Genomic DNA, 22,363 nt, shown 5'->3' with positions numbered 1-22,363 from the left:
AATCTTCATGGGTGAAATATCACGAACCCGTTCTGTATTGTTGATATCATTTCTAGTGCTCGTATGGGGTTTGTGCTGGCCTATATATAAAGTTGCATTAAACTACACACCGCCTATCTTATTCTCTGGAATGCGAACTTTATTAGGAGGAATTTTACTCCTGATTGTAACGATTCCAAGATATAAATTAATCCATCTGAAAGAAAATTGGCCCGTATATTTGATCTCCACTATTTTTAACGTCATTTTGTTTTTCGGCCTGCAAACCGTTGGATTACAATACTTACCATCTGGCCTATTTTCCGTTATTGTCTATTTCCAGCCAGTTTTAGTCGGATTTCTTGCATGGTTATGGCTTGGTGAAAAAATGTCTGGATTAAAAATTTTAGGTCTGATTCTAGGTTTTCTTGGCGTCGTGGTTATTAGTTTTAAAAGCTTAAGTGCTACAGTTTCTGTTATTGGTGTTGTTTTAGCGCTTATCACAGCTATAAGCTGGGCGATTGGGACAGTATTTTTGAAAAAGTCAGGAGATAAGGTTGATGCCATTTGGCTTGTTACAATCCAATGTTTAGTCGGCGGATTCGTTATGTCAGTTGTAGGAGTAGATACAGAAAGCCTAGCTGCCATCCACTTGTCCTTACCTTATATTTCCGGTTTACTATATGGGGCTATCTTCGGAATACCGTTGGCTTGGCTAGCATATTTTGTCTTGGTACGTTCCGGTGAAGCCAGCAAAGTGGCAACCTGCACATTTTTAGTTCCACTTATCGCTTTAGTGGTTGGAACCATCGTTCTTCATGAACCAGTTACGATGAATTTAGTTATTGGACTTATTCTTATTGTTTTCAGTATTTATTTTGTCAATCGCACACCCACAATGCACAACGTTGCAGATATTCAGATCAACTCATCTAAATAAACTGCAGTTTTATAATGATAAATTAAGAGATACCTATATTGTCATAGGTATCTTTTTTGTACGGTGCCAGGCACCAAAAAAGGGACACTTTATGTCCCAATTTTGGTGCCTGGCACCCGTCATTCGTTTAGTTGTGCATTACCCAGATGGAGCCGAGGACGATGGTTAATGCGATGATGATGCTGTATATGATGTTTCCGATTTGAACGGCGGAGTTGTCGCTTTCTTTAATATGCATGAACATGAAGAGCTGCATGCCAGCTTGCATGAAAGCTAAGACGCCGATTATGCTCATAATTGCTGGTTTTGGCAGACCAGAACGCAGTGCCACAATCGCAGCAAGTATGGTCATCGCTAACGATAGAAGGAAACCAATAATATGACCAATTGGATATTTAGTATGCCCGTGTTCCATTATTGTATCAGCCCTCCTAAATACACAAATGTAAAGATGAAGATCCAAACAACATCAAGGAAATGCCAATAAAGGCTAATGATAAAGAATTTTCTAGATGTCACTGGGTTTAGACCGTTTCTAACCACCTGGATAATCAGTAAAATACCCCAGAGGATCCCCAATGTAACATGGGCACCATGTGTACCAAGTAGGACAAAGAAGCCAGATAAGAAAGCACTTGTTTGCATGGTGGCTCCTTCGTGTACATAGTCAATGAACTCATGCAATTCGAAGTAAATAAAGCCGGCACCCAGAAGTAAGGTTATGATAAACCATGCTAGCATTGCGTTTTTATTATGGTTTCTCATGGAAAAAATAGCAAGACCACAAGTGAAACTACTGACTAAAAGTAATATAGTTTCTATCATAACATCTTTTTCTTTAAACAAATCCAGTTGACTCGGTCCCCCCGCGGTCATTCCGGAAAGGACAAAATAGGTGGCAAAGAGAGTCGCAAACAATGCGATCTCCGCTCCTAAGAAAATCCAAAAACCAAATATATTTAATCGACTTTGTTCTGATTGATACTCTAACGGTAAAGAAGTGTCTAAATGATCACTCATACTACCTCACCCCTTGCAGCTTCTTCCGTTTCCAATATTTCTTTCACCGGGATATGATGGCCTTTATCAGGATCAAAAGAACGCCATGCTAGACATCCAAGTACAATGATTAATCCAACAATCGCAAGCCACCACCATGAGAAGACAAGTCCGAAGCCCCCAAGTCCAAAACCAACTGCGGCAACGAATGGCATACCTGTATTATTCGGCATATGGATTGGCTTCACATCTACTTTTTTATATAAAGGTGTTTTCTTTTGTTTCATATTCCAATAGGCATCGATCTCTTCTGCAACAGGAGCTACAGCAAAATTGTAATGAGGAATAGGAGTTGGTGTAGCCCATTCCAATGTACGACCATCCCATGGATCTCCTGTAACATCCCGCTCACCATGGCGAATACTGTATGCTATGTTCCATACAAGAACGAGGAAGCCGATACCCATTAATACACCGCCGACTGTGGAAACCATATTTAAATTATCCCAGCCAAGTCCTTCCTGATACGTATACATACGGCGAGTCATACCTTTTAAACCAAGAACGAATTGCGGTAAGAAACATACGTTAAATCCAACCATCCAGAACCAGAATGTAATTTTTCCAAGCTTTTCGTTCAACTTATGGCCGAACATTTTCGGATACCAATAATGTAATCCAGCAAAACAAGCAAAGGCTACACCAGGTATCAATGTGTAATGGAAATGAGCAATCAAGAAATAACTATTATGGTACTGATAATCTGCTGCAGCCATAGCTAACATAACCCCTGTTACCCCACCAATAAGGAAGTTCGGGATAAAAGCTAAGGACCAGAGCATGGCAGATGTCAGCTTCACCTTTCCTTTATGGATCGTAAATATCCAGTTGAATAATTTTACTCCCGTCGGTATCGCAATTAACATCGTTGAAATCGAGAAAAACGAGTTAACCGCTGCCGTGTTCCCCATCGTAAAGAAGTGGTGAACCCATGTAAAATAACTAAAAAGGGCGATGGCCAACATGGAAAATACCATTGATTTATATCCAAAAAGACGTTTTTTCGCGAAAGTACTAATAATTTCTGAGTAAATTCCTAATGAAGGAAGTAATACAATATATACTTCAGGATGTCCCCAAATCCAGAACAGGTTGCTCCAAAGCATCGGCATACCGCCGCCTGCCATTGTGAAGAAATGAGTTCCGGCTAAGCGATCAAATGTCATTAATGCCAATGCCACGGTCAATACAGGGAACGCAAAGATAATAATGATACACATGATTAAAACAGACCATACAAACATCGGCATTTTCATCATGGTCATACCTTTTGTTCGCATTTTTAGTATCGTAACTAGGAAGTTAATTCCGGTAATAAGCGTACCAATCCCGGCAATTTGCAAGGCAACTGCATAATAATTGTTTCCTACGCCAGGACTGAATTCTGTTCCTGCAAGTGGGAAGTAAGATGTCCAACCGGCAGTTGGTGAACCACCAATAATAAACGAAATATTAAATAATGCGCATCCTGCCGCAAATGTCCAGAAGCTAAAGGCATTTAACATTGGATAAGCAACATCACGTGCCCCAATTTGCAACGGAACAGCGATGTTAATTAACCCCATCAAGAACGGCATCGCCATAAATAAAATCATAATCGTGCCGTGTGTGGTAAAAATCCCATCGTAATGGTTCGCATCCAATAGTTTTAAATTTGGTGCTGTAAGTTGAGCTCTCATCATTAGAGCATCCACACCACCGCGGAATAGCATTAGAACCGCGACTAATATATACATAACCCCAATTTTTTTATGATCAACGGTGGTTAGCCAGTTATTCCATAGCCATTTCCACTTTTTAAAATATGTTAAGTAAAACAGGATACCGATCATTGCAAGAGCAATTCCCGCTTCCGTTACGTAAATTATCGGCTCGCCTGTGACGAAAAATTCATCCAGCTTCAATCTGTTCTCCTCCCATCCTTTAGTGTTGATGATCGGACATGTCCATTTCATCCATGTTCATGCCCTCCATATCATGTTCTTTTGTATTTGCCTCTTTTTTGTTCATGACATTATGTTGATGTGGTGTTTCCACCCAATCTAGATGAGTACCAGTGTAGGTCATGCGACCAACTAAACCTGTTTTTAAAATTTTGTTATAGTCTTTCTTTGTTAACTTAGGTGCGGATCCCTTCACATCTTTTACCCACTTTTCAAAATCGGCCTGGGTCTGTGAAAGTACTTCAAAATCCATATGGGCAAAGCCCTCACCATTAAAGTTCGCGTTTCTTCCTTGGTAAGAACCTGGTTTATCTGCTAGTAGAATCAGCTCCATTGAGTGATTTGGCATCGTATATTTTTGCCCACCCAATTCCGGTACCCAGAAGGAAGCCATGGTGCCAGCAGAGGTTAATTGAAACTTAACAGGCCGTCCAGCAGGGATGTTGACGTAGTTTACCGTTTCAATATTTTCATCTGGATAACTAAAGATCCATTTCCAATCTGCTGACGTTACATTAATAACAAGCGGCTTTTCATCCTCATAGCCCTTAGGTACTTCTTCTAAAGCATAATTTGCTTTAACAGTTGGAATGGCTACCGCGATAATGATGACTATCGGGATAGCCGTCCAAATAATTTCAAGCCATTTATTACCATGATGATCTGGCGGAACATAATCTGCTGCTTGGCGTTTTTCACGATATTTGAATACCATAAAAATGAATAATCCCATAACTACGACTAAAATAATCATCATTAGCCAAAATGAGTAAACAATAAGATCATATTGTTTTTGGGCAACTGGCCCTTGCGGATTTAAGACTGCTATATTGCTAGTATCACAACCACTTAATAAAAATAATGCGGATAACAGTACGAGAGATAACCGTTTCCAAGGGAGCTTTTTTATTTTCAACATTCTCTTCTCCTTTCTCAGGCAAAATTTGCATATTACTTCACTTATCTTTTTAATAAAGTGTTGCGTATTCTAATCCTTTTCTCATCTTTTTCTAATCTTTACATTAGATTCTACTCGATTAAAATATTTTTGTGCACCACTTCACAAAGTCGACAACAAATCTTCAAACTGCGTTCACCACTAATTCAAATAGCTGTCAAATTTTAAGTAGGACATCCTTCATCCCGATTTTGGTGCCTGGCACCACTATGGAATATTTGGGCAAAAGGATCGAAGTTTATGTAGTATTATGTAAATGTTTGTCATGACAAACATTTGTCACATTCCTTTATTTGTATAAAGCATTTTCTTCTGTTCTTCACCGTTCATACATCATTTTGATTGCTTCAGTCACAATTTTTTCAACATGTCGCCAGCTAAAATATTTAATACACTGTTCTATAGGTAATCGGAAAGTAAATAAAAGTAATAAAAAGAAAAAATACAAATAAGCATTATATATTGTGTAACAAAAAATCCCAGGAGTGAAATATAGATGGAATGACAATTAGCATTAGATTTAGTTTACACTCCAGAAGCATTGAATTGGTAAAAGCTAGTAAAGGATCATATTGATTTTGTAGAAATTGGTACTCCGGTAGTGAACAATGAGGGTTTTGAGCTGTAAAAGAAATGAAAGAAGTATTCCTCATTTAAAACTACTAGCAGATTTAAAAGCATGGATGCTGCAGGAATGAAGTGATGAAAGCATCTGAAGCAGATGCTGATATTATTACCATTCTTGACGCTGCTGAAGACATGTCCATAAAAGTTGCTGTCGAAGAAGCAAAAAATCAAGGAAAAAAGTATCTGTCCATATGATCGCAGTAAAAGACTTTGCTCGTCGTGTAAAAGAAGTGTTTCAATGGGAGTTGATTATATTTGTGCGTACTGGGTATGCTCTTCAAGCAGTGGAAAAAAATTCGTTTGAAGATCTGCAAACCAGCAAGGTAGTTATGAAAAATGCCAAAACTACTGTTGCCGGTGGCATTAGTTTAGAAACTCTTCCTGAAGTGATTAAATTAAATCCAGCTCTTGTCAAGGGTTTGTAATTGGTAAACCCGCTCCATCGATATCCACTGCATGTATTGGCCTGTTTTTTCCGTTCATTATTGATGAATAAAAGCCTTGTTTCTCTTTCAAGACCTCCTCTAGAAATACAATGATCAGCTCCTCAATAGTTGCAGTTACATCAGATGGTATATCAGATATTAATCTCCCAATGGTTGAAAACGAGAGATGTTTTGCCCCTTTTACTTTTATAAAAGAACTACCTGCTGGTAAGCGCTCATACATCTCCGTTTGTTTCTCTATATACCCCTTTGCCACATCCTCACTTGTCCCATTATCCTCTTCATCCTTTATAGCATTCAGATATTCTATATAAGAGGATGCCTCTTGGCGAATATTTAAGGTTGGGACTTGAGGCATTTTATTATCCACAACATGTAAACTCGCATCCAATAGAATGGCACAGTTTACGCGTTTATCGGTAGCCGCTAAGTGAAAGACGGTTGCACCACCAAGAGAATGCCCTATTACGCCAATCTTGTTAGTATTGAATATTCCATTGAAAAATTCTTCTTGATTCCATTGTTTCAAAGAATCAAGTACGAGCTGAATATCCTCCATTCTTGTTGCAATCTGTGTAGCATCATCTGGAAATCTTTCAGCTTGCAAGATTGACCCTTCCATTAGGATAAACCGTGAAAAAACTATCATATGGAACACTAACAGTCACTACGATATACCCCTTTTGAACAATGGCTGTAATTATTTCTATATATAAATCACGATCTATTCCAAATCCCGGAGATAAAAGTACAACAGGAAACGAGGTATATTTTGTTGGTACAGCATTATCTTTAACTGTAATTTTTACTTCTTTCAACTTCTCTTCTTTAATACCAAACTTCGAGAATGTATCAATAGCTTTCTCTATAGCAGGTTGAAAAAGGGATGTCAAATCTGTTTCCATTTCTTCTAATGTAGGATAAAACACACTAACAGGAAAGGAACGAAATTCACCTTCAAACATCGCTTTTCTATTTATATCTTCCACTACTTTAATGACTCTACCGATTCTTATATTTGAATCCATACCGCTCCCACTTTCCAATGTTTGTTTGGAAGTTACTGAACTAAACATGCACTTGCACTCAAATTAATAGACTTTCAATTTACCCGGCCGTTGTGAGTATTCAATTTGTTCTGCTTCACATCGCAGGTGATAAAAATACTGGATTATTTCTAATTCCTGTTGAATGGATTCTTTCAGCAAATGCAATGTTCTTTTCCCTATCCTTCTATCAATCAAAGCTAGAATTTTTATGACCATATCATCCGATTTTAAAGCCTTCTCGATAGGCATATTCAAGAATTCCTCCACAGCATCATAAAAATCATACTGAGCATAAATACCTTCTTTTTTTACAAGTTCGTGTGCAGTAACACTTATCTCATGATTTTTTTGATAGTCATCATAACTAATATCATTAATTCGGTGTATTTCCCGCTCTTTTCTGTTTATCCTAATATCAGATGTGATGGTACACATATTAAGAACTTCTTTTTTATCCACCGTGATAAAAGCTCTCCCCATTTGGTCATGAGCTTTTCTATAATTTGTTACAGTGAATCCTACCCTGCCTTTAAGTGAGTCACATGTTAAGTTGTCTAATCTTTTCTTTAATTTACTCCAAAGTTGGCTGCGCAATGCTGTAATCACTCCTTCTATCTCATGTCTTTTGATTTTAGTTTTAGTTATCTACTATCGCTTTTCTATCTTTCTGGATGTTTAACTTATCTATTGAAGTAAAAGATTTATAATTCACCATAATAAGCAGCGAAATAGAAAAAGCCCTTCTTCCGCACTAGGTAATTTCTTAACTTACTTTTCGTAGCTTTTTCAAATAGTGGCTTTGTCAAGATATATGCTTTTGCATGTAATTAAGCGAGTCTTTTCTTATCCGTTTTATTATGATATTCATCATCAACTATTCCGGTATTAAAAGCGGTTATTGGGTGCCCTGTAAAAAATACCTGAGTCCTTAGAGCTAGTTTGGGATTTGAGTGTAGCATAAGAAAAAGGACTACTAATATTACTATTACCCCCATGAATTTTTTCAAAGAATTTCACCGCCTATTTTTTCCTTTTAAAGTTCTATACACCAATACATGATGAAATCCCTTCTTCCCAAGACTGCTCTTTCAGTGGTTAAGGAATGCATTATATCTATTTTCTTTGTAACTTTTATTTAGATTTATCGTATTATTACAAGAGGTGATAAACTTGTTAGAACTTGGCGCTAAAATATTTTAAATTTCTATGTTATTGGTTTTAATAGTGCCTATTATTGTTTTTATATTTTTAGTTCTAACACTTAAGAAAGGTAAGCAAAGGCTTAGTAATATTGAAGATAATCTGGATACATTATTAAAGGAAAAACCATAAAAAGCTCATGAAATTATGCCTTTTGTTGCTTTTCCTTTTCCGATTCTTAAAACTTTGCAGATAATAATATTGGCATAAATTTCTTGTATACTGCAGCCTTATCAGTTAGCATCCACCAAGCTCCACATCAACTTTAGGTAAGTCCTTAGACTTAAAAGGATAAGCTACAGAAAAATATATTCTAAATAGGATACATCTTTTTCTTCCCCCACTATCCAACAAGTGAACATATCGTTTCTGCGAAGCAATAGAGACTGAATCCCTTTTTTCTGAAGTTCCGTCCTTTGTATCTACCAAATAGCAGATGGGACGCTATTTACACGGGAGCCCAAATCAAGTTTTTATCCGTAATTAATGATGTTCAAGGAATTTAAAGGCAGCGCGAACAGACCTAACAAGGCTTGGTCCAAGTAGTTCCGCTAGATCAAAGAAAAGATCAAGGAGATCCCACCACATGGAATCCTTCCCAGCCTTTTTTCTTTTATCCCTTCGTGCTTTTCGTTTCTCTTGAAATGTATTCATCTGCACTCACCCATCCCATTTTAAAGTCTTCTGGATTACATCCACACGGCGACCATTCTACAGTAATTTTACCACAAATAACCATTTTCATGTTCTATACAGCCGTTCATTGAATAAAAAAAGAGTTGCCGATTCATCATGAATCTTCAACTCTACCCTACATATATTTTTTGTACATTGTACATTGATTTAAGTTAGAATCTATAAAATGGTTGCCAACAATATAGTCAAATCGGATAACTAGTGCTTAAGTCGAGTACACTTCGCATAATTTAAAAATCCGATATTATACGATGCAATATCTTTTTACTATCTGCATCCTTTTGTCGAAATGGACGGCCAATTTGCTCATAGATTTCCTTCTCTTCTAAAAGCTGTCTAGGGTGTAAGACTTTCACAGATATTCCGTGCAAATAATAATATTGCGGTAGTAGTGAGTCCTGTCTCCATACCCATTCAGGTAATCCGTTCATCATAAGACTTCCATCTGTATTGTAGGTTATATAAATAAATGTAATATCTATATTATCCTTTCTAAAATCAGACTGCCTATTACAAAACTCTTCTGGGACAGGTATTTGTTCATAACCGGCTTCTATAAGTGTATTTTCTAATTGTTTTCTATTGGAAATCCACGTTACTATATCGATATCACTATGCAGTCGGGTAATCTCGCCAAGCAGGAAGTCAATAGCCCAGCCTCCACGTAACCAGAAGTCAGTGTCAATTCCCTTAAAAATAAAACTGATCTCGGTCAATATTTTTAATTGCGACTTTGTTTGCAAATCAAAATTTCCTATCATAGTAATAATCCATCCCCCCATCAAGATGTTGCAGTAAAATATAATTTCATTCTATTAATTTGACATTTTAAAATATGACTATTGCCTTTAATAAATCAGACACATTTATGGTGATTTCAATTCTTTTTTGATATTTTTTCTTATTTACGAAAATAGTGTCTGAGTATTCCATTAGTATATCACTAATAAGACTAGTCAAAAGCCCAATAATATATATGTAAGTTTTTATATCAACGGTATATTACCCCTTTATAGAACTTTACTCCATAAAAACAAAAAAAGTAGCAAGTTTATAATTTGCTACTTTGATGTAATCTTTGCATACGTGGTATTTAGAAATCCGATTTGCGAGCCGCCCATATTCTCTCACAATACGATCCAATAGTCTTCTTTGATTCTTCAATTATAAAAAATTCTTTCGCGCTTATTTTATATACCTTTTTTATATCCCTTTCAGCTTCTTCAAGAGCAGTTCGAAACCTATGTAGTCTTTTTAGGATATAATGTTTGTTGGAATTTTCCTTATATATAATATAATCCATTACTTTAATCGTTCGATCCATAGTTCTTAACATTTCCTCGTTTATGGCTACTTCCATCTCCTGTGTTCTTGTAAAGAAAAGATAAAACTCAAGGGCAACTATCCCGTCATAGGTTAACTCAATAAACCTAAAATCCATGCCATTCCCCCACTTAGAATTGTCCCTGAAATATTTTACCATTTTTTACTAGTAAAGTACAAGGGAATAGATTCCAATTCTATTCCAAATTTAGTATCCCGTTTTGTGGAATTTCTATTTGGAAATGGGTTCCTTCCGGTGAACTTTCAACAATGTTGATATTCCCCAAATGTTCTATGATAATTTTTTTAACAAAAGGTAAACCTAACCCCATTCCTTTTGTTTTCAATGACATAAATGGATTGAACACACTTTCCCAATTTTCAGGGGAGATTCCTGAGCCTGTGTCCTTAAAATGAATAATAAACATCTTATTATCCAATTCAATTTCAATGGTAATCTTCTTGTTTTTCCTATCTTCTGGAATAGCTTCAACACTGTTCTTAATTAAGTTAATGAATACTTGTTTCAAATTTGTTTTATTTACATATGCATACAGCGAGTGGTAGTTGTTGCGAAAATCTATATTTGTTTGATATTCCCGTAATATCCCTGAAGAAAATTCAATAGATTCCTGAATAATAGATTCCAAGTTTTCTTTTGCAAAGGCCATTGTAGAGGTCTTCATATATGTTTTGTAACTATCAGTTAAGTCCGTTAGATGTTTAGAAGATTTTTCAATCATTTCCAATAAACCTTGATCTTTTTCATCCAGATTGTTACTTTGGCTTAACATCTGAGCGAATCCTTTAATAATCTGATTCGTATTTTTGACCTCATGGATCATACTTCCTGCTAAATTACCGGTGTAATCGAGTTTCTTTTGTCTTTCCATTATTTCATAATAATTTGCCTTGATATTGATACTTAACTTCAAGAACTCCATTACGATTAGGGTTGAGAAAATAATGACTCCAATGCTACTGAAAATAATTCCCGTATCAGATGAAAAGTTTAGTAAGCCAAATATATATAAAAGGGTCGAATACAAAATAAAAGCCGTTAAGAATTTCTTTATACTTGAGTTTAGCATCCTTCTGGAAATGACAAAGACTAGGACTAAAAACAAGAAAAAGCTGCTCGTGTGTACGATATACACCCACATTAATGGTCCGTATTTAGGAAAGTAATAAGATATATGTGAAAGTCGATTATGAGCTATAAATAGTCCTTCTGTGCCAAATGGAGTCCAGGTTATAAGGTAAACTACCACGCTCCAAACAATTAAAAGGACAAAAACTTTTTGATTAAGTAGAATATTGGATATTTTATTTAGCCATTTCTTTTCTTTTAAAATGGTCGGCTGCCCTTTTATTATGATAAAGGCCATATAGTAGACAACCGGAATAGCAAAGGTAGGACCAAATCGAAATACTTTTAAAAGAAATAGGATAGTTTCCTTACTTAAAACTGCTTCAAAATAAAGAATACCTGCATTGAATTGCCATACCGTTATCAAAAGCATATGAATTCCTAATATTAAAGATAACTTTGACTCTTTATAAAAAGATTTCATACTCAAAGCTAAAACAACAGGAATTAACCCTATGGTACAAATTAAAATTCCTACTATCGTGGCCGATCAACTCCTTTCTCAACCTTCTTTTTATTTTGTTCTATATTCTTTTATATAAGCACATGCGTTATTCCCACTATGTCCGTGGTTCGTAATAGCAACTTCCTTAATCTCCTGATAAGTTGTTTGTGTTATAATATTCATCTCTTCAAAACCCTGTTTGGTTGTTCTTATGGTTGGCGGGATAAAATTATATTGAACGCTTAATAATGCTGAAATGACTTGGAGTATCCCAGAGGCACCCAAGGGATTTCCATACATACTTTTTATCGAAGTATAGGGGATTTTATGGTCAAATAATAACTTAGAGCATTTCTTCTCAATTTGATCGTTTAGTTGAATACCAAGAGCTTGACTATTGATATAATCCGGTTTTCTTCCTGCGGTTACTTCTTTTAATGCGTTAATCAATTGCTCTCCAGATTCATCTGATGAAAAAATATCTATACCGTCATTATTCGAAACAACATTTACAATTTCACCTTTTATATCTGCTTCCCGTTGAACAGCTTCTTCCTCTCGCTCCAGAATGATAACGCCGGCAGCTTCTGACATAGCAAACCCTTTACTGCTTTTTTGAAACGGAACAGCTCCCTCTTCAAGTGTTTGATTAATAGGGAGTGATTTGGTTTTTGCAAAGGCATATGTAGTGGCATTACAAATCGGTGTATCCGTTCCTCCAACAATAGCCACATCTATCTTTCCACTTTCTAAGTATAGCATGGCTTCCTCAATAGCTTCTAAACTAGAAGTACATCCTGTGACGATTGTTTTTACAATGCCTTTTACTCCTATGTAATACCCGATTTCAGCAGTAATACCATGGTAGTTTGAAAAATGAGAAAATCTAATAGGTACTTTTCGATATTCTTTATTATTGGCGTATTGAATTGCATCTTGATATAGTTTCTCTGCTGCGGCACCTAGCGATGTACCCATAAAGAGACCTACTTTTTTATTTTTCATATCTATCCGAGAGGACTTAATCGCTTCTTTTGCAGCAACTATTCCTATTTTGGTTGCTTTCGGAAGGCGTTTTAGTTTGTGATCGGAATCTATTTCTTTCAATTCTTCTTGAATAGGTCCAAGAATATTTGATTGACCGTTTGGTCCTCCATTCTCTATAACTTTTAATAAACAAACACCATTTTGTAAATTATATAAATACTGTTCTATATTTCTAGTATCTGGGGCAAATATCCCATATCCAGTACACACGATTGTCATATATTTTTTCCCCTCTATAAGCAAAAATTCCTATCTATTATATCAAACAGGCACTAAATTGCCTATTGTCGAATCCTGCGATTGCCCTTATATTATCAGAAAATACATGATTGGCATTAACAATAATGACCAACCCTATGAAGGATCTGGTCATTATTGTTATAGTTTATTATGAAGTTACCACTTACTGTAGTTACCAAACTAAATAATTTTAAAATAGGTAATTACTTTTCAATATGACCCGGATTGTCGTAGTGAACCATTGGATTTTTTCTACTCTCTATGCGCCTCTCTATTAAAGAGGAACAACCCTTTCAATGTAATAATAAATTATTTTTTTCCATTATTATTGTCCTTTTTTATCGTTTACTTGGAAACTTCATATATGGCTTACCGACCGTCATTGCTGAACATGATTTTCATGACATCTGGATTCATTCATATCTGCCCAGATCTCTTTATTCATGCGTTTATTTGTTCCATAATCTTTTTTACGTTTGATGAGTTTACTAGAAAAATTTCAACTTCTAATTAAGGTTACTACTCTACTTTCACTTGATAAATACTAATCAGGTTTGTTATAACTGCTGCTTATTCAACTAAAAAAGCAGTTCCATTAATAGGTACAAATCATCCTTTTGTACCACAAAACAGAACTACTTTTGAAACAGGAATTTCCTTTATAATTAAAACCAGTATTCTTCCTCTTTTGCTTTACGCAGGCTTGAATATGTTTCGGTTAATACTATCGTATCTTCCACCAAACGTTGGATGCGGAAAATAATATCGTCGTTTACAATTTCTTTTCGATAAAAATCCTTTTCTTCGATAAATACATACGATTGAACAATTTGTGCTTTCATATAAGATAAAATAGGCTTTAATTGTTGTTCCGCAATTAAATAATGCTTAGGGGAACCCGCAGTAACGATCATGCTAACAACTTTATCACGAAATCCCTTTTCCGGAAGTAAATCAAAAATGTTCTTTAACGTTGCTGGTATAGACGCTTGAAAAATTGGTGTTCCTATCACAATCGCATCTGCTTCCATGATTTGTTTTGAAACAAAGCCTGTATCGCCTTCATATTCCAAGTAGTTTCGTCCATCACTAAACTGAATATCATACTCAGCTAGGTCGATTAAGTTAAATTCTACTTCTGGATATTTTTCTGAGATTTCTTTTGACAAGTAGTTCATTGCTGTTCTAGTTTTGGAACCAACAATGGACCCGGATAGACCTACTATTTTCACGATATTGACCCCCTATTTTTGTGCTGTATATTTTCTGATTGCCGGTAAAATTTCCGTACCAATGATTTCGATGTTTTTCACTAGTTTTGCATATGGCATTCCACCGAAATCCATCTGCGCAAGATAACGCTGATGTCCGAATAGTTCATGTTGGTATAATATTTTTTCAATCACTTCCTGTGGGCTGCCCACATTAATAACACTGCGTTTATCTATAGCCTGAGCGAACGCTTGTTTAGGAAAACCTTGCCCATTTGTGAGTTTCATTCCTTCATTGATGAAAGGATACATTTCCTTTAACGCATCTTGTGTAGTTTCAGCTACATGGAAAAAGCCAGTGGTTCCGACTGGAAGAGTTTCTGGATCATACCCATTATTTTTTGCAACTTCTCTGTAAGCATCAATGACAGACTTAAAGTGGTATGCAGCGCCACCTAATGTAGCAAGCATCATCGGAACCCCTGCGTAACCGGCCTTCATGGCACTTGCAGGAGTACCACCAACCGCACGCCAGATTGGGAGTGATCCTTCTTTAGGTCTTGGCAAAACTTTGGCATTCTTTAGAGATTGACGGAATTGTCCAGTCCAATTAATCACTTCTTCTTTATTAATCTTTAATAATAAGTCAAATTTTTCTTCAAATAATGCTTCATAGTCTTGGACATTGTACCCTAATAATTCAAATAGTCCGATACGAGAGGCACGTCCAGCAACAATTTCGGCACGTCCATCGGAAATTAAGTCAATGGTAGCAAAATCTTCATACACTCGAACAGGATCTGATGTACTAATAATAGTAGAAGAGCTGCCAATTTTTATTTTTTCCGTTGCTTGTGCAATTGCGGACAAAACAACAGTGTGGGCTTGTGTTGTAAAGTATTCCTGATGACTTTCTCCTACACTGAAAAAGTCAATGCCAGCTTGCTCCGCAAGTTTAGCTAATTCGATAATTTCATTGATTCTTTGCTGGGCAGAAATTCTCTCTCCCGTATTAGGATTTGCGATATGATCACCTAATGTATATAATCCAAATTCAAGACCTTTACTTTGGTCGATTCGGTACTCTTTCATATTTCTTTCAACCATCCTTATAAATAAAGTTACTTTATTTTTTTTACCTACCATAATATTATTACTCGAAAATATCTTTTTATAAAGTACGCACTTAAAAGTGGTATAGTATAAAAAAGGATACTAAGGAGGGGTAACGGATGGAATTAGAACCAGATTTATGTAGCGTAGGTGATGCTTTAGAAATTCTAGTTGGAAAGTGGAAACCAATAATCTTATTGCACTTATTAAAAAAGAGTCCGCAAAGATTCAGTGAGCTAAAGCAAAGAATTCCCGGAATTACGCAAAAGATGCTGACCAACAAATTGAGAGAATTGGAGGAGGAGGATATTATTAAGCGTGTTGTTTATCCAATCGTCCCTCCAAAAGTGGAATACTCTATTACCGACTATGGGAGGAGTTTGGAACCAATCTTAAATGCCATGCATGAATGGGGCCAAAAGCACAACTTACATAAAATGCAAAAAGCAAAACAACCATAAATTCGGGTATGAAAAAAGGTTGTCCGTGACAACCTTTTTCTACTATATTGTTCGTGTTTCTAAATAAGTAGACGTGTTTTAACATTCTTATCGAAGAGAATCATTTTACCTTATAATGAAGCCAAACTGCCCCTTTACCAACAGGCTCCGAACTTATATATTCCAATTTTGTCACATTCTTTAGTGATTCCAAATCATCACAGTCGAAAACCTAGGAGTATTTTTTCCTCCAACCGCAAGGGGAGACAACACTAGACTAATTTCATCAATAAGGTTTTGCCTTAAAAATGCCCCATTAATCGATCCACCGCCACTCAGTCCAAGTCTTCTAAACCCCATATCATAAATTTTTTGCAGAGCCAAGTTTAGGTCTATATGCTCTCCAGTTCCTGCTAAAATATAGTTAATCTTCTTGGCTTGTAACTGTTTAATATAGTTTTCTTGTACATTTTCCTTTGTCACTACAATGAGACCTTCTGTTTGATGCCAATCTATTCTCCATTGACCATCAAAAACAATATAGACATTGGATTTTTTAGGTTCATATAATGATTGTGTAAGCTCAACCCAATGTTTCCCGTATACCATTAATGTTTCACTGCCAGAGAGTAAGCCATCACATTCTAATTCATCATAAAGCTGATTGGCTATGTCATGTGCTTATCCATCAATCTTCGCAGCTGTCCATTCGGCTACGTTTCTATTCGGTGCAGTTGTTATTCTTCCATCAATAGAAGAAAAATATTTAAAACTACTCCCGGTTTAGCCACTAAACATCACTCCTATTTTCAAAATTATTCACCATTATAAGTCAATATAGAAAATTAAGTCAGTGTTTTTTATTGACCATCCATTTTATTGAAATAAGGTGCAATTATCTTCTAATCCTTGTACCTTTATTAAGTGAAGTTATGGCTAAAGGCAATTTCTATTAAAAAAGCTGAAACATTACTGGTTTAACATTAACCATTTAACTGCTTCATTAAAATCTTTCGCAATAAAATCAGGCTGAATATCACTCCACCGTCCAAAAAATTGATTGTCTATGTATTTGTTGAAATGCTCCCTCCCACTACCTGTTTTCACTAAAATTTTCTTACAGCCTACCTCATCTGCTGCTAATAAATCTGTCCATCTATCTCCAATAACCACGCAATTCCTTAAGTTTAAATTATTATCTATTGCTGCCTGTTTTAGCATTCCTGATGAAGGTTTTCTGCATTGACATCCTTCATGATGCTGATGAGGACAAAGATATATTTTATCGAAACCAAAATTTCCTAGTTCCTCGTTAAAAGCTGCAACGGAAGCCTCACCCCTAGCAATTCCTGGCTGATTTGTAAAAGCACATATTAGAGCTCCGGCCATTTTTAATAGTTGTATGGACTCAGAAACACCAGGATAAAGTGTAAACTCCCCAGGATAAGTAACTTTATCATTGCCGCCAATCGTTCCATCCCGATCGATGAAAACGGCTTGAATGTTCAATATTTTCCCCTCCAAACAGTTTTATTTCAAAACTTCTTTCACACAAACATGCGTAAATGGCAAAATTTAATTTTAATTCAAAGTTTTATAACACGCTTGCATCTTCTCCAAAAAAAGTCAAAAATATTTTTTGAGGCGGTTTACAATCCTTTAAGTAAAACAAAAAAATGCTTCGCTACAGTTTTTCTAAAAACCTTTCCACGTCTTTTGGTGATTTTAAGATAATCACTTCTTTTTCTTTAGAAAGCAGTTGAAGTCTTTGTAAAATTTGCGGTCTTTTCGTCTTAGGATAATCCCATATCCATTTAAAAAATTCCAAAGAAAACCTTTCCTGACAACCTTCCCCCATATCTGGCCGTGTCTTATGCCGATACTGAAGTATTCTTTTAAAAGCACGATAAACGCAAATGGTCCTCGGTATATCAAGAAAGATTATGGTATCAGCCGCATTCAGCCGTATATCCATTGTTCCTCCATAGTTTCCATCCATAATCCACTTGTCTTGTTTCACTAAACGATGTTGAACTACTATTTGTTCCTCTTTCGGAACACCAACCCAATTTGGCTTCCAGAATAATGCATCCAGATGATAGATTTTTATCTTTAACTTTTTTCCTAATCGCCTTGCAAGAGTAGACTTTCCAGAGCCTCCAGAACCAATAAGTACAATTTTCCGCATGATACACTCCCTTTAAGAACTAATGGAAATCCAAAAAAGAAGTTCCCTTAATCTAATAGCTTAAACATATATAACAAATGAGAAAGCTAATTTTGACTGTTAACTATATCAATTACTTAGAAAAAAGCGGGCATAAGTAAACACTTGACCTTGATAACATATTTATTTTTTCTACTATTAAGCTTCTTCAAAAGGTAGGAAATTCCTTTACTAGTGTACAAATCTAATAAAAAAATCATCTTACCTCTTATAATCGACTAGAGATAGATGACTGTAACGTTTCTAATTACCTTCAAAAGAAGTTAGGAATAAATCATTTTCTTCAATATCTTTATTTTTTCAAAATGCATCCCTTCATGATAAAGGCAAAAGCTAAGGAATTCTTCTACTCTCAATAAGGGCAATCCTTTAGATGTTGTATACCCACCTATAGGGGAAATTTCGTTAAGGCGGTGTTTGAAATTCTTTTCCACTCTCTCTACTTGCTTGCTGAGCAGTTTTTTTATTTCCTCAATAGTTGGTACATTCTCTTTACCTTCCTCGGGGATTGACCCGGGACAAAACAAGTTTGAAAATTCTTCAGAAATACTCATTTCCTCCCCTGCAAAATGAAAGGAGAATTTTTCTTGAATAAAGAATATATGTCCTGCGTTCCACTTGATATTGTTATTAAAACCTTCAGGGATCACTTCAGATTGTAGTTCTGTTACATCCGCCAACTCATTTAAAGTGTTGTTTCGAACAAAGTATAATTGATCAAATAAATAATGTTGCATTTCTATTCCCCTCTTTTTTATCCTTATAGTTCTCTTCAATTATCATTCCACTTTTTTTCCCCACAGATAAAGCCCCATGTTATACGAAAACAAAGATTCCATTAATGGACAAAACCACATCGATATTTAGTTAGGTTAGGCACTGCAATAACGTCATCTTTACTGTATTTATCAAATATGTTGCTTAATGCTTCTACTAAGTTCGGATACAATCTATCGCCTTTCGTTAAGGAAAAGGAAGAGGATAAGTGCCGGCCAATAAAGCCAGTTTTATCAAATAATAGCGGGTTATTGTATATTTTTCTTGAATAGTTTTTTTGAAAAAATCTATCGTAAATTTCTTCAGAATTAGCAAATCCATTTGAAAATCCATTAAAATCTGGACAGCATTGTTTATAGGCGATTTCAATTTCTTGGTTAATAGAAGTTGCTGCCATTCGTTCATTGGATATTATGGCGACTTTACCATTTTTCTTTAATATTCTTTGACATTCCTTTTGAAACCTTTTTACATGAAACCAATGAAATGCTTGTGCAACTGTTATGAAATCAACACTCATTTTTAATAATGTGGTATACTCTGCAGATCCTTCAATAGAATTGAAAAGTTTGTATTTCTGCAGCTTTTCTTCCGCAACCATACGCATTTCGGTATTTGGTTCAACGGCGAATACTTTGAAGCCTTCGTCTAATAATTTCTTTGTCATTATTCCCGTTCCTGATCCAATGTCGGCAATGATCGAATTACTGGTTAATGTATTTTCAAAAATCATGTCCATCACTAATTCATTTGGATAATCTGGACGGAATTTTGAATACATGATTGATTTTCCATTAAATTTGCTTATATTTTTCATCATCACACACCAATGAGCATTTTCTTAAGGAATTAATGCACTCCCCTTTTTTGTCTTTATATGTAGAAAAGGTGCATATTAAGAACAATATTTATATATTTTTTACCGCTTCAGAAATAGGGATTTCACCTGAAACAATATCAAAGGACTTATGAAAGGTATTGGCTTCGTTCAAAACTGCAAGGATAGTCTTGGCCACATCTTCCCTAGGTACAAAGCCTCTTTCAAGGTTTTCGGCTATTTTCACCTTCCCTGTGCCAGGCTCGTTCACCAGTCCACCTGGTCGTATAATGGTGTAGGTTAACTGACTTTGTTCAAGCATTCTATCAGCATAATGTTTTGCGACATAATATGGCTTGATTTTCTCGTTCCAATTTTTGCGATGATGAGCTTGTAGAGCACTGACCATAATAAATCTTTTCACTCCTGCCTTTTCAGACGCCTCCATCATTTTTACAGCACCATCAAGATCAATTAAAAGTGTTTTATCATATCCTGTATGTCCTCCTGAACCTGCCGTAAAGACCACTGCATCACAGGTCTTAGCAGCTTCCTCAAGCTGCTCCACTGTTCCTTCAAGGTTACCTAATATTGCCTCCATACCTAAGTGTTCAAACTCCTCTACTTGCTTTTCTGTTCGCACTAACGCTCTTACGCTATATTCCGGACTGTCGTGCAATAACTGTACCAACTGTTTTCCAATTTGTCCGTTAGCTCCAATTACCAAAACCTTCAAAATAAAAACTCCTCTCTTTCATTTCTATTACAGTTCACTGTTCCATATTATTGCCCTAGAGGCAGCTTACATTCCCATCTTACGTAGAAAAAAGCATACCAGATTTGTTAAATTGGTATGCTTCATTGGAGCAGATTTTATTTTGTCGGTGCTTTTGCAAATTCTTCCACTAATTCGCTAAACTGCTTTAGTGCGTTTTCTACCGGCTCTGGAGTGGTTAAATCTACACCAGTTTTCTTTAAAAGATCAAGTGGATATTCAGAACTTCCACTTTTCAAAAATTCAAGATAGGAAGCTTGCGTCTGTGCATCTCCATCTAGGATTCTATTAGCAATATGGACTGCGGAAGCAAAGCCTGTTGCATATTTGTATACATAGAATGGGCGGTAGAAATGAGGAATCCTCGACCAGCCATATTTTACTTCCTCATCAAAGACGATCTCATCGCCATTGTATTCTCTAAACAGCTTTTCATATACTTCACTAAATACTTTTTCATTTAATGACTCGCCTTTTTCCGCTAATTCATGTGTGATTTTTTCAAACTCGCCAAACATAACTTGCGTAAATAAGGTTCCTTTAAATTTGTCGATAAAATGATTGAGCAAATACTGACGGAGTTTTTCATCCGTTTCCTTATTTAGCAGGTAGTTAATTAATAGAACTTCATTCACAGTGGAGGCCACTTCCGCCACAAATATACTATATCTTGCTGTATTCTGAGGCTGTGTTTCGTGAGAATAATGACTATGCATAGCGTGACCCATTTCATGTGCCAATGTAAATAATCCATCGATATTATCACGATGATTTAATAAAACATAAGGATGAACGCCATATACCCCCATGTTATAAGCACCGGATCGTTTCCCAGGCGTTTCACGAACATCAATATATCGTGCATCCTTGAAGGAGGCGAGTGTGTTGATGTAATCTTCCCCTAGCGGACGGAGTGCATTTAACATTGTTTCGTATGCCTCATCAAAGGAAATTTCTTTTTCTACTCCTTCCACAAGTGGAACACTTAAATCATATTGACGAAGCTCATCCAATCCAAGCCTGTCTTTACGAATCTCCGCATATTTATGAAGCGGAGCAATATTTTGTTTCGTCGTAGAGATTAAATTATCATACACTTCTTTTGGCACATTATCTGCAAACAATGCTTTTTCTAGAGCAGAAGAATAATTTCGCAAACGGGAAACCGTCACATTGTTTTTAATGGCTGCCCCAAGAGTGGATGCGATTGAGTTTTTCAGGTGTACATATGGCTGATAGTATGCCTTATATGCTTCTTTCCGCTTATTTCGGTCTGTATCTTCAATAAGCTTTGCATACATGCCGCGTGTAAGCTCTACTTTTTCACCATTATCCTTCGTTACTTCACCAAACTTAATATCTGCATTATTCAACATGCCATATGTATGACTAGGTGCGGATAGTGCTTCACCCAACTGTGACAAGACTTCTTCCTTTTCCTTTGATAAGACATGTGCTTTATAACGATAAGCATCACGTAAGTCTTTTTCAAAGTATTGGAGTCCTTCTTCTTCCTCCATATAAGCTTTCAATGTTGACTCTTCTAAGCCAAGTAAGAATGGCATGAAAAAGGAGGTGGCCGCATTCACCTTTACTCCCAGCTGTTTTGCCTTATCCTGAAGGGATTGGGAAGCTGTATCTCTTGTATCCAGATCCACGTGAAGCATCCCATAAGCAAATACTTTGCCAAATTTATACGATACTTTTTCACTTTCTGTTAAATACGCAAGCAAAGACTTGCCATCATGAATATTCCCATCGAATTTTTTCAAATTCTCGGCAGCCTGCTCAATATACTGAACATCTTTTTGCCAATCTTCTAAGGTTGGATAAATATCTGCTAAATTCCACTTTTCCTTTTCTGGCACTTCTTGTCTTGAGGAATATGTAGTCATTTTTTT

General features: G+C 36.0%; 24 protein-coding genes and 1 pseudogene. 3 read left to right on the top strand and 22 right to left on the bottom strand.

The features are described from left to right. The first annotated feature begins 7 nt into the window (after positions 1–7). Positions 8–919, top strand: coding sequence for a DMT family transporter (locus CWO92_RS09060; RefSeq protein WP_101353888.1), 912 nt, complete (start codon positions 8–10; stop codon positions 917–919). Positions 920–1,046: 127 nt separating this feature from the next. On the opposite strand, the gene qoxD is transcribed toward CWO92_RS09060, so the two are convergent. The 4 genes from qoxD to qoxA are packed head-to-tail and all read right to left on the bottom strand — an operon-like array spanning position 1,047 to position 4,837. Beyond that, on the bottom strand, positions 1,047–1,334 hold the full coding sequence (qoxD, locus tag CWO92_RS09055; protein WP_101353887.1) for a cytochrome aa3 quinol oxidase subunit IV: 288 nt from the start codon (positions 1,332–1,334) through the stop codon (positions 1,047–1,049). Further along, the gene (qoxC, locus tag CWO92_RS09050) at positions 1,334–1,939 is read right to left on the bottom strand and encodes a cytochrome aa3 quinol oxidase subunit III (RefSeq protein ID WP_101353886.1); all 606 of its coding nucleotides are present in this window, start codon (positions 1,937–1,939) and stop codon (positions 1,334–1,336) included. Before qoxC ends, qoxD begins: the two co-directional genes overlap by 1 nt. Next, positions 1,936–3,882: a cytochrome aa3 quinol oxidase subunit I gene (qoxB, locus tag CWO92_RS09045; RefSeq protein WP_101353885.1), complete on the bottom strand. Its 1,947-nt coding sequence runs from the start codon at positions 3,880–3,882 to the stop codon at positions 1,936–1,938. The genes qoxC and qoxB overlap by 4 nt, the downstream gene beginning before the upstream one ends. A gap of 19 nt (positions 3,883–3,901) precedes the next feature. Further along, the gene (gene qoxA / locus CWO92_RS09040; protein ID WP_133120546.1) at positions 3,902–4,837 is read right to left on the bottom strand and encodes a cytochrome aa3 quinol oxidase subunit II; all 936 of its coding nucleotides are present in this window, start codon (positions 4,835–4,837) and stop codon (positions 3,902–3,904) included. A 583-nt stretch (positions 4,838–5,420) separates the two neighbouring features. On the opposite strand from qoxA, the pseudogene CWO92_RS26000 reads away from it, so the two are divergent. Beyond that, positions 5,421–5,919, top strand: a pseudogene (locus tag CWO92_RS26000) (orotidine 5'-phosphate decarboxylase / HUMPS family protein); the annotation flags it as partial. Here CWO92_RS26000 and CWO92_RS09030 read toward each other — a convergent pair. From CWO92_RS09030 to CWO92_RS08985, 11 genes are all read right to left on the bottom strand, one after another. Next, positions 5,918–6,511, bottom strand: coding sequence for an alpha/beta fold hydrolase (locus tag CWO92_RS09030; protein WP_437177531.1), 594 nt, complete (start codon positions 6,509–6,511; stop codon positions 5,918–5,920). The pseudogene CWO92_RS26000 and the gene CWO92_RS09030 sit on opposite strands and share 2 nt — an antisense overlap. A gap of 37 nt (positions 6,512–6,548) precedes the next feature. Further along, positions 6,549–7,028, bottom strand: a complete 480-nt coding sequence (locus CWO92_RS09025; protein WP_101353881.1) for an alpha/beta hydrolase — start codon at positions 7,026–7,028, stop codon at positions 6,549–6,551. Positions 7,029–7,043: 15 nt separating this feature from the next. Next, a complete protein-coding gene (locus CWO92_RS09020) occupies positions 7,044–7,604 on the bottom strand; it encodes an SF0329 family protein (protein ID WP_321207763.1) in 561 nt (186 codons plus the stop codon). 224 nt (positions 7,605–7,828) lie between these two features. Further along, positions 7,829–7,996, bottom strand: a complete 168-nt coding sequence (locus tag CWO92_RS26740) for a YjcN family protein (protein ID WP_496197110.1) — start codon at positions 7,994–7,996, stop codon at positions 7,829–7,831. Between the two features lie 688 nt (positions 7,997–8,684). Continuing rightward, positions 8,685–8,855: a hypothetical protein gene (locus tag CWO92_RS25335; RefSeq protein ID WP_158175811.1), complete on the bottom strand. Its 171-nt coding sequence runs from the start codon at positions 8,853–8,855 to the stop codon at positions 8,685–8,687. Between the two features lie 272 nt (positions 8,856–9,127). Next, positions 9,128–9,658, bottom strand: coding sequence for a nucleotidyltransferase domain-containing protein (locus CWO92_RS09010; RefSeq protein ID WP_101353878.1), 531 nt, complete (start codon positions 9,656–9,658; stop codon positions 9,128–9,130). Between the two features lie 332 nt (positions 9,659–9,990). Next, a complete protein-coding gene (locus CWO92_RS09005) occupies positions 9,991–10,338 on the bottom strand; it encodes a hypothetical protein (RefSeq protein ID WP_101353877.1) in 348 nt (115 codons plus the stop codon). A 79-nt stretch (positions 10,339–10,417) separates the two neighbouring features. Next, complete coding sequence (locus CWO92_RS09000) at positions 10,418–11,743, bottom strand: sensor histidine kinase (protein WP_235851588.1); 1,326 nt, start codon at positions 11,741–11,743, stop codon at positions 10,418–10,420. Between the two features lie 141 nt (positions 11,744–11,884). Then, positions 11,885–13,081, bottom strand: coding sequence for a beta-ketoacyl synthase N-terminal-like domain-containing protein (locus CWO92_RS08995; RefSeq protein WP_101353875.1), 1,197 nt, complete (start codon positions 13,079–13,081; stop codon positions 11,885–11,887). A gap of 686 nt (positions 13,082–13,767) precedes the next feature. Beyond that, entirely contained in the window at positions 13,768–14,334 is a 567-nt protein-coding gene (locus CWO92_RS08990; protein ID WP_101353874.1) for an NADPH-dependent FMN reductase, read from the bottom strand. 12 nt (positions 14,335–14,346) lie between these two features. Then, on the bottom strand, positions 14,347–15,405 hold the full coding sequence (locus tag CWO92_RS08985) for an LLM class flavin-dependent oxidoreductase (RefSeq protein ID WP_101354023.1): 1,059 nt from the start codon (positions 15,403–15,405) through the stop codon (positions 14,347–14,349). 140 nt (positions 15,406–15,545) lie between these two features. On the opposite strand from CWO92_RS08985, the gene CWO92_RS08980 reads away from it, so the two are divergent. Then, complete coding sequence (locus CWO92_RS08980) at positions 15,546–15,887, top strand: winged helix-turn-helix transcriptional regulator (RefSeq protein WP_101353873.1); 342 nt, start codon at positions 15,546–15,548, stop codon at positions 15,885–15,887. Between the two features lie 180 nt (positions 15,888–16,067). Here CWO92_RS08980 and CWO92_RS08975 read toward each other — a convergent pair whose 3' ends face one another. From CWO92_RS08975 to pepF, 7 genes are all read right to left on the bottom strand, one after another. Beyond that, on the bottom strand, positions 16,068–16,538 hold the full coding sequence (locus CWO92_RS08975) for a RibD family protein (RefSeq protein WP_268877587.1): 471 nt from the start codon (positions 16,536–16,538) through the stop codon (positions 16,068–16,070). Positions 16,539–16,835: 297 nt separating this feature from the next. After that, positions 16,836–17,375 (bottom strand): HAD-IIIA family hydrolase, encoded by a 540-nt coding sequence (locus CWO92_RS08970; protein ID WP_101353871.1) that lies wholly within the window; start codon positions 17,373–17,375, stop codon positions 16,836–16,838. A gap of 175 nt (positions 17,376–17,550) precedes the next feature. Beyond that, the gene (locus CWO92_RS08965; RefSeq protein ID WP_101353870.1) at positions 17,551–18,054 is read right to left on the bottom strand and encodes a DNA topology modulation protein; all 504 of its coding nucleotides are present in this window, start codon (positions 18,052–18,054) and stop codon (positions 17,551–17,553) included. Between the two features lie 302 nt (positions 18,055–18,356). Further along, the gene (locus CWO92_RS08960; protein WP_101353869.1) at positions 18,357–18,830 is read right to left on the bottom strand and encodes a DinB family protein; all 474 of its coding nucleotides are present in this window, start codon (positions 18,828–18,830) and stop codon (positions 18,357–18,359) included. A gap of 101 nt (positions 18,831–18,931) precedes the next feature. Beyond that, complete coding sequence (locus CWO92_RS08955; protein ID WP_207767792.1) at positions 18,932–19,687, bottom strand: class I SAM-dependent methyltransferase; 756 nt, start codon at positions 19,685–19,687, stop codon at positions 18,932–18,934. 91 nt (positions 19,688–19,778) lie between these two features. Beyond that, positions 19,779–20,423 (bottom strand): SDR family oxidoreductase, encoded by a 645-nt coding sequence (locus CWO92_RS08950; protein ID WP_101353867.1) that lies wholly within the window; start codon positions 20,421–20,423, stop codon positions 19,779–19,781. A 137-nt stretch (positions 20,424–20,560) separates the two neighbouring features. Then, positions 20,561–22,357, bottom strand: coding sequence for an oligoendopeptidase F (pepF, locus tag CWO92_RS08945; protein ID WP_101353866.1), 1,797 nt, complete (start codon positions 22,355–22,357; stop codon positions 20,561–20,563). Positions 22,358–22,363: the final 6 nt, after the last annotated feature.

Source organism: Heyndrickxia camelliae (assembly GCF_002844575.1).
In the GTDB taxonomy this organism is placed as follows: Bacteria; Bacillota; Bacilli; order Bacillales; family Bacillaceae_C; genus Margalitia; species Margalitia camelliae.
Note: the sequence above shows the minus strand (reverse complement) of the source record. Positions and strands in the feature narration are given on the sequence as shown.

Excerpts from the sequence above, each read along its gene's own strand:
- CWO92_RS09060 (WP_101353888.1), top strand. The coding sequence starts at position 8 with ATGGGTGAAATATCACGAACCCGTTCTGTATTGTTGATATCATTTCTA.
- qoxD (WP_101353887.1), bottom strand. The coding sequence starts at position 1,334 with ATGGAACACGGGCATACTAAATATCCAATTGGTCATATTATTGGTTTC.
- qoxC (WP_101353886.1), bottom strand. The coding sequence starts at position 1,939 with ATGAGTGATCATTTAGACACTTCTTTACCGTTAGAGTATCAATCAGAA.
- CWO92_RS09030 (WP_437177531.1), bottom strand. The coding sequence starts at position 6,511 with ATGGAGGATATTCAGCTCGTACTTGATTCTTTGAAACAATGGAATCAA.
- CWO92_RS09025 (WP_101353881.1), bottom strand. The coding sequence starts at position 7,028 with ATGTTTAGTTCAGTAACTTCCAAACAAACATTGGAAAGTGGGAGCGGT.
- CWO92_RS26740 (WP_496197110.1), bottom strand. The coding sequence starts at position 7,996 with ATGGGGGTAATAGTAATATTAGTAGTCCTTTTTCTTATGCTACACTCA.
- CWO92_RS25335 (WP_158175811.1), bottom strand. The coding sequence starts at position 8,855 with ATGAATACATTTCAAGAGAAACGAAAAGCACGAAGGGATAAAAGAAAA.
- CWO92_RS09010 (WP_101353878.1), bottom strand. The coding sequence starts at position 9,658 with ATGATAGGAAATTTTGATTTGCAAACAAAGTCGCAATTAAAAATATTG.
- CWO92_RS09005 (WP_101353877.1), bottom strand. The coding sequence starts at position 10,338 with ATGGATTTTAGGTTTATTGAGTTAACCTATGACGGGATAGTTGCCCTT.
- CWO92_RS09000 (WP_235851588.1), bottom strand. The coding sequence starts at position 11,743 with ATGCTTTTGATAACGGTATGGCAATTCAATGCAGGTATTCTTTATTTT.
- CWO92_RS08995 (WP_101353875.1), bottom strand. The coding sequence starts at position 13,081 with ATGACAATCGTGTGTACTGGATATGGGATATTTGCCCCAGATACTAGA.
- CWO92_RS08985 (WP_101354023.1), bottom strand. The coding sequence starts at position 15,405 with ATGAAAGAGTACCGAATCGACCAAAGTAAAGGTCTTGAATTTGGATTA.
- CWO92_RS08980 (WP_101353873.1), top strand. The coding sequence starts at position 15,546 with ATGGAATTAGAACCAGATTTATGTAGCGTAGGTGATGCTTTAGAAATT.
- CWO92_RS08965 (WP_101353870.1), bottom strand. The coding sequence starts at position 18,054 with ATGCGGAAAATTGTACTTATTGGTTCTGGAGGCTCTGGAAAGTCTACT.
- CWO92_RS08960 (WP_101353869.1), bottom strand. The coding sequence starts at position 18,830 with ATGCAACATTATTTATTTGATCAATTATACTTTGTTCGAAACAACACT.
- CWO92_RS08955 (WP_207767792.1), bottom strand. The coding sequence starts at position 19,687 with ATGAAAAATATAAGCAAATTTAATGGAAAATCAATCATGTATTCAAAA.
- pepF (WP_101353866.1), bottom strand. The coding sequence starts at position 22,357 with ATGACTACATATTCCTCAAGACAAGAAGTGCCAGAAAAGGAAAAGTGG.